The following is a 7581-nucleotide window of genomic DNA, read 5'->3' on the forward strand; positions in this document are numbered from 1 at the left end:
AAAGGGTGTTATTTCCATGTACATTGAACAATTAGAATTAAGAAACTATCGAAATTACGAATCAATCGACGTGAGTTTCGAAAATAAGGTGAACGTAATTCTTGGAGAGAATGCTCAAGGGAAGACCAATATTATGGAGTCTATCTATGTACTGGCTATGGCTAAATCCCACCGGACTTCAAATGATAAAGATTTAATCCGTTGGGACGAGGAATATGCTAAAATAAAAGGTAGGATTCAGAAATATAATGGCGCGTTACCATTGGAGCTTGTCCTGTCAAAAAAAGGAAAAAAAGCGAAAAGTAATCACCTTGAACAATCTAAACTAAGTCAATATGTCGGCAATATGAATGTTGTCATGTTCGCGCCTGAAGATCTCCATTTAGTAAAAGGGAGCCCTCAAGTAAGGCGTCGTTTTATTGATATGGAAATCGGTCAGGTTTCTCCTGTTTATTTACATGATATCAGCCTTTATCAAAAAATATTACAGCAACGGAACCATTATCTGAAACAATTGCAAACGAGAAAACAAAAAGACCAGACCATGCTGGATGTCTTGACGGAACAGTTCATAGAGATGGCTGTAAAAATTACGAAGAAGCGCTTTGAGTTCGTTCAGCTATTAGAAAGTTGGGCAAAACCGATCCATTCCGGGATTTCAAGGAACTTAGAAACCTTAGAAATCGTATATAAACCGTCTTTGGATGTATCAGATAATCAAGAATGGTCAAAAATGGTAGATATATATGAGCAGAAATTTGATGGTATCCGAGAGCGGGAAATTGATCGCGGTGTGACCCTGGTCGGCCCACATCGGGATGATCTTCAATTTATTGTGAATGGACGGGATGTTCAAACATTCGGATCTCAGGGGCAGCAGCGGACAACAGCCCTATCTGTGAAGCTTGCAGAAATTGAGCTGATTCATTCTGAAATTAAAGAATATCCCATCTTACTTCTTGATGATGTCTTGTCAGAATTAGATGATTATCGACAGTCACATTTATTGAATACCATCCAGGGAAAAGTCCAAACCTTTGTCACGACGACAAACGTGGATGGAATTGATCATCAAACCTTAAACGAAGCGACTACTTTTGAAGTGGAAGCCGGATCAATGAAAAGACTGAAATGAGGTGTTACCTTGTACATACATGTTGGAGAAGATGTCATGGTACGTACAGATGAAATCATTGCAATTATTGATCGAGACACCGTTCAATTTTCAGAAGAAATACAACACTTTTTAAAAACGAAAGATAAAAACCTTTGTAATCTTGCAAAGGGTTCATATAAATCTCTTGTTATCACGTCTAATCAGTTGTATCTTTCACCACTGGCATCAAGCACGTTGAAGAAGCGATCAAAGAAATACTCAAACTATGAGAATTTATTATAGAAATATAAAGCCCTGAAGGTTAGAAAGTGTAGGTGAATCAGTATGGCTATGGAACAAAAACAAGCTCAACAAGGTCAGTCCTATGATGAAAATCAGATTCAGGTTTTAGAAGGATTAGAGGCTGTCAGGAAAAGACCTGGTATGTATATTGGATCAACAAGCGGAAGAGGTCTGCATCACTTGGTGTGGGAAATCGTTGATAACAGTATCGATGAAGCGTTAGCCGGTTACTGTAATGAAATCGAAGTCATCATCGAAGAGGATAACAGTATCACTGTTACAGATAATGGACGTGGTATCCCTGTCGGTATTCACGAAAAAATGGGACGTCCTGCCGTTGAGGTAATCATGACGGTCCTTCACGCCGGTGGTAAGTTCGGCGGCGGAGGATATAAAGTATCCGGAGGTCTACACGGAGTTGGGGCATCAGTTGTAAATGCCCTTTCTACAGAACTTGAAGTTCATGTTCATCGTGATGGAAACATCTATTATCAAAAATTCGAAAAAGGTGTTCCAAGCTTTGATCTTAAGGTGATCGGGGAAACGGATAAAACGGGAACGATCATTCACTTCACTCCAGATCCTGAAATCTTTACTGAAACGACTGAATACGAGTATGACACACTTGCAAACCGTATTCGCGAACTGGCTTTCTTAAACAGAGGGATCCAAATCAGTATTGAAGATAAGCGCGGAGAAGGGAAAAGAAGGGACTACCATTATGAAGGTGGAATCAAGTCCTATGTTGAGCACCTTAACCGTTCGAAGGAAGTCATCCATGAAGAGCCGATTTACATCGAAGGCGAGAAAGACGAAATTACAGTTGAAATCGCCCTTCAATACAATGACGGTTTCGCAAGTAATCTTTATTCCTTTGCCAATAATATCCACACTCACGAAGGTGGAACCCATGAGTCCGGATTTAAAACGGCTTTAACGAGGGTCATTAACGACTATGCCCGAAAAAATAACGTGTTTAAAGAGAGCGATGCGAATCTTTCAGGGGAAGATGTTCGTGAAGGATTAACAGCCATTATCTCGATTAAACATCCTGATCCTCAATTCGAAGGTCAGACAAAAACAAAGCTCGGAAACTCAGAAGCAAGAACGATTACGGATTCCCTTTTCTCAGAGCATTTAGAAACGTTCTTACTTGAAAATCCGGTTGTCGCACGAAAAGTGGTAGAAAAAGGACTAATGGCTGCACGTGCCCGACTGGCTGCGAAAAAAGCAAGGGAGCTTACCCGTCGTAAGAGTGCCCTGGAGATTTCCAGCTTACCTGGTAAATTAGCAGACTGTTCTTCCAAAGACCCAAGCATCAGTGAGATCTACGTGGTTGAGGGTGACTCAGCCGGCGGATCTGCTAAACAAGGCCGTGATCGTCATTTCCAAGCCATTCTTCCTTTGCGGGGTAAAATCATCAACGTAGAAAAGGCACGTTTGGATAAGATCCTCTCAAATAACGAGGTCCGTGCGATTATAACCGCTCTAGGCACAGGGATTGGCGAAGACTTCAATCTGGCAAAAGCGAGATACCATAAAATCGTGATCATGACCGATGCCGACGTTGATGGCGCACATATTCGTACACTATTATTAACGTTCTTCTATCGCTACATGAGAAATATCATTGAAGCAGGCTACATCTACATCGCTCAACCTCCTTTGTACAAAATTCAACAAGGGAAGAAAATCGAGTATGCCTACAATGATAAAGAACTGGATCGCATCCTTGCAGAAATCTCCCCGACACCTAAACCTGGAATCCAGCGTTACAAGGGTCTTGGAGAAATGAATCCTGAGCAGCTTTGGGAAACGACGATGGATCCGGAATCAAGAACCCTGCTGCAAGTAAGTCTTCAAGATGCGATTGAGGCTGACGAAACCTTTGATATCCTGATGGGTGACAAAGTAGAGCCGAGACGTAACTTCATCGAAGAAAACGCAGCTTACGTTAAGAATTTGGATATCTAAAATAAAATAAACAGGATAGACATGCGTGCTATCCTGTCTTTTACATAGCGGACAAGGTAAAGAATGAGAAAGGTATAAATCTTTCTTTAAAAGGAGGTCCCTTTTACTATGGCAGAAACACCGAGATCGAATGTTAAAGAGATTAATATAAGTAGTGAAATGCGCTCGTCTTTCCTGGATTATGCGATGAGTGTTATCGTTTCCCGTGCACTACCGGATGCCCGTGACGGTCTGAAACCTGTACATCGTCGTATTTTGTATGCGATGAATGACTTGGGAATGACGGCAGATAAAGCATACAAGAAATCAGCCCGTATCGTCGGTGAAGTAATCGGTAAGTATCACCCCCATGGTGACTCTGCTGTTTATGACACGATGGTGCGTATGGCACAGGATTTCAACTATCGCTACATGCTTGTAGACGGTCATGGTAACTTTGGTTCTGTTGATGGAGACGCAGCTGCGGCCATGCGTTACACAGAAGCACGTATGTCCAAGATCTCTATGGAACTCATTCGTGATATTAATAAAGATACAATTGATTATAAAGATAACTATGATGGTACCGAGAGAGAGCCGGAAGTATTACCTGCCCGTTTCCCTAACCTGTTAGTGAACGGTTCTTCAGGTATCGCTGTAGGGATGGCAACGAATATTCCACCTCATAATCTTGGAGAGGTCATCGATGGAATCCTTGCATTAAGTAAAGATCCCGACATTACGATTCAAGAGCTGATGGAATTCATCTACGGACCTGACTTCCCAACTGCTGGATTAATTGTAGGAAGAAGCGGGATCCGTCGCGCCTATGAAACAGGTAAAGGTTCCATCACCATGCGTGCCCGTGTGGAAATTGAACAAAAAAGCAACGGGAAAGAAACGATTATCGTTCATCAAATTCCTTATCAAGTAAATAAAGCGAGACTGATCGAGAAGATTGCCGATCTTGTTCGTGATAAGAAAATTGATGGCATCACAGATTTACGTGATGAATCGGACCGTAATGGTATGCGTATCGTAATTGAAGTAAGAAAAGATGCGAATGCGAATGTCTTGCTTAATAATCTATATAAGCAAACGGCTCTTCAAACAAGCTTCGGTATTAACCTTCTGGCACTTGTTGATGGGCAGCCTAAGGTATTGAATTTAAAAGAGTGTCTATATCATTACTTACAGCATCAACGCGTGGTCATTCGTCGTAGAACGGAATTCGAATTGCGCAAAGCTGAAGCAAGGGCCCATATCTTAGAAGGCTTACGAATCGCCTTAGATCATATTGATGAAATTATCGCCCTTATTCGCGGATCTCAAACAACAGAACTTGCGAAACAAGGATTGATGGAGAATTTCTCCCTTTCTGACAAGCAGGCTCAAGCGATCCTGGATATGCGACTTCAACGTTTAACCGGATTAGAACGGGAAAAAATTGAAGACGAGTATCAAGAACTAGTGAAGCAGATTGCAGAATTGAAAGCGATCCTGGCAGATGATGAAAAAGTTCTTGAAATCATCCGTGAAGAGCTTATTGAGATCAAAGAACGCTTCAATGATGAAAGAAGATCAGAAATCGTAGCGGGTGGAATTGAGAATATCGAAGATGAAGACTTAATTCCAAGAGAAAACATTGTCGTATCCCTTACTCATAACGGATACATCAAGCGCCTGCCTGTCTCAACCTACCGCAGTCAAAAGCGAGGAGGAAGAGGGATCCAGGGAATGGGTACCAATGATGAAGACTTCGTTGAACACTTACTGACAACATCAACCCATGATACGATTCTATTCTTTACAAACAAAGGAAAAGCATACCGCGCGAAAGGATATGAAATTCCTGAATTCAGCCGTACTGCTAAAGGACTTCCGATCATCAACCTCCTTGGGGTAGAAAAAGATGAGTGGATCAACGCCATGATTCGAGTGGAAGAATTCGTGGACGACTGGTACTTATTCTTTACAACCAAGCAGGGTATCTCAAAACGTACGCCGGTATCAGATTTCGCCAATATCCGTACGAACGGTCTGATCGCCATTAATCTTCGAGAAAATGATGAGCTCATTTCCGTCAAACTGACTGATGGTGAAAAAGATATGATCATCGGAACGAAAAAAGGTATGCTCATTCGTTTCCCTGAAACGGATGTTCGTTCAATGGGAAGAACAGCTACCGGGGTAAAAGGGATTAACCTAAGTGACGATGACATTGTTGTTGGAATGGAAATCCTGGAAGAGAAGAGTGATGTGTTAGTTGTAACCGTAAATGGTTACGGTAAACGTACTCCTGCCAGTGAATATAGAGTTCAAACACGTGGAGGTAAAGGATTAAAAACATGCAACGTGACGGAACGTAACGGAGAGCTGGTCTCTGTTAAAGCTGTTACAGGTGAAGAAGACTTAATGATCATCACAGCACATGGTGTCCTTATCCGTATGGACGTGAATGATATTTCCACTACAGGTCGTAACACTCAAGGAGTCAAGCTGATCCGTCTTCAAGAAAGCGAATTTGTTTCAACAGTTGCCAAAGTTGAAAAAGAAGATGAAGAAGAAACGGAAGTACCAGTTGAAACTGCTGAGGGAATTAAACAACCGGACAGCGAAGACCAAACATCTTCTGAAGATGTTGAAGACATAAGTGATGATACAGAAGAATAAATGAAGGGTAAGCTGTTTCCAGTAATGAGGCTCTCAAACTGGAAACGGCTTATTTTTTTTGTGAATAATAACTATAACCTGTTAAATTTGGTAAAATAAACTAGAAGAAAAAGGTTAGAAGTGAGGTGTTCATAGTTGAAGGTACATCGTGGAGAGATACAATTAGGATGCATCGTAGCAGAAGATGTTATGGGAATGGCAGCGACCCCTATTATTCCAAAGAATACAGTACTTGAAGAAGAACATTTGAAAATCCTTCAAGCGTTTCATATTACTGAACTCATAATAGAGAAAACAAAATCGGATGGACATCCATTTAGAACACCAGTCTCTACTGATAAAGAGATAGTGGTGGAAGAAATCAATGAGCCACTCGGTTTCTTCGATCTCTATATGATGACCATCAGGGAATTTAAGAAAGAATTCATGAACTGGCAATCAGGCACAGCTGTAAATGTTGCAAGAGTGAGAGAATTAATACTCCCGGTTATTCAAAAGGCTGAACGTAACCATACATATGTGTATTCTCTCCATCAATATTCAACAAAAAAAGATTATCTCTATCATCATGCCATATCGGTGAGTATCATAAGCGCGCTCCTGGGTAAGAAGTTAGGCTTAAATTCAGGTCAGGTGAACCAGTTGGCTTTAGCAGGTATTCTGGCAGACTGTGGAATGGCCAAAGTCAGTCCACACATATTAACAAAGGAACAGCCTTTAACAGAGGGTGAATTTAAAGAAGTGAAGCTCCATACAGCCAACGGATATAAAATGGTTAAAGACACTCCATTGTTAAAAACGGAGACAAAACTGGCGATCTTCCAACATCATGAACGATTTGATGGTACAGGCTACCCGTCATCCGAGAAAAATAACCGTATTCATCTTTACTCCCAGGTTGTTGGAATCGCCGATGTTTTTCATGCCATGTCATCAGAAAGAATATATAGAAGTAAGCAGCCGGTCTTTAAGGTTCTGGATATGATCAGTGAGGATTTATTCGGTAAATTCGATATCAAAGTCGTCAATAGTCTTCTTCAACTACTGGGAGACCTGAGGACGGGTACCTCAGTAAGGCTCTCCACCGGCCAGTACGGAGAAGTGATGTACACCAAGCCAGGTGCTTATACTAAGCCCATCGTAAAAATAAACAAAACTGAAGATCTTTTAGACCTGTCTCAGCAAAAAGAGGTTTATATATCAGAAGTTTTTGTTTAGAAATTTAGGGGGCGTCATTATACAATCGTTTATAAACCACTTAAATGAGCCTATTAAGTAAACCATAGGTTGAGTAACCAACCTATGGTTCATTTATTTGGATTTACCTCTTGCAAACACGTCCAATAGTATGTATAATATTATTTGTTGTCCGAAAGGCATTACATAATTGTTTCAGAAAAAACTTTTCTAAAATAGTAAAAACACCTTGACGATAATAACGATAAATGATATATTATAAAGGTCGCTTCAAACGGAGCACTTACACATTGAACCTTGAAAACTGAACAAAACAAGACAATACGTCAACGTTAATTCTAGATTTATTTTTAAAGAGC

Annotated in this window: 5 protein-coding genes; all 5 read left to right on the forward strand. The window is 40.8% G+C overall.

Annotated features, from left to right (window positions below; genetic code table 11):
- The first annotated feature begins 16 nt into the window (after nt 1-16).
- The 5 genes from recF to Q1B03_RS19605 all read left to right on the forward strand — a co-directional run bounded on the left by recF (nt 17) and on the right by Q1B03_RS19605 (nt 7243).
- Nucleotides 17-1135 (forward strand): DNA replication/repair protein RecF, encoded by a 1119-nt coding sequence (gene recF / locus Q1B03_RS19585; protein WP_044340281.1) that lies wholly within the window; start codon nt 17-19, stop codon nt 1133-1135.
- A gap of 9 nt (nt 1136-1144) precedes the next feature.
- Nucleotides 1145-1399, forward strand: coding sequence for an extracellular matrix regulator RemB (gene remB / locus Q1B03_RS19590; RefSeq protein WP_113969423.1), 255 nt, complete (start codon nt 1145-1147; stop codon nt 1397-1399).
- 48 nt (nt 1400-1447) lie between these two features.
- A complete protein-coding gene (gyrB, locus tag Q1B03_RS19595; protein WP_299745633.1) occupies nt 1448-3373 on the forward strand; it encodes a DNA topoisomerase (ATP-hydrolyzing) subunit B in 1926 nt (641 codons plus the stop codon).
- Nucleotides 3374-3481: 108 nt separating this feature from the next.
- Nucleotides 3482-6025 carry a DNA gyrase subunit A gene (gene gyrA, locus Q1B03_RS19600; RefSeq protein ID WP_299745612.1) on the forward strand — a complete coding sequence of 848 codons (2544 nt, stop codon included), beginning with the start codon at nt 3482-3484 and terminating at the stop codon, nt 6023-6025.
- 135 nt (nt 6026-6160) lie between these two features.
- Nucleotides 6161-7243 carry an HD-GYP domain-containing protein gene (locus tag Q1B03_RS19605; RefSeq protein WP_299745614.1) on the forward strand — a complete coding sequence of 361 codons (1083 nt, stop codon included), beginning with the start codon at nt 6161-6163 and terminating at the stop codon, nt 7241-7243.
- Nucleotides 7244-7581: the final 338 nt, after the last annotated feature.

It is taken from the genome of uncultured Rossellomorea sp., assembly GCF_947488365.1.
Taxonomy (GTDB): Bacteria; Bacillota; Bacilli; order Bacillales; family Bacillaceae_B; genus Rossellomorea.

Bases quoted from the DNA above. Each gene is read 5' to 3' on its own strand.
- recF (WP_044340281.1), top strand. From the start codon at position 17: ATGTACATTGAACAATTAGAATTAAGAAACTATCGAAATTACGAATCA.
- gyrB (WP_299745633.1), top strand. From the start codon at position 1,448: ATGGAACAAAAACAAGCTCAACAAGGTCAGTCCTATGATGAAAATCAG.
- gyrA (WP_299745612.1), top strand. From the start codon at position 3,482: ATGGCAGAAACACCGAGATCGAATGTTAAAGAGATTAATATAAGTAGT.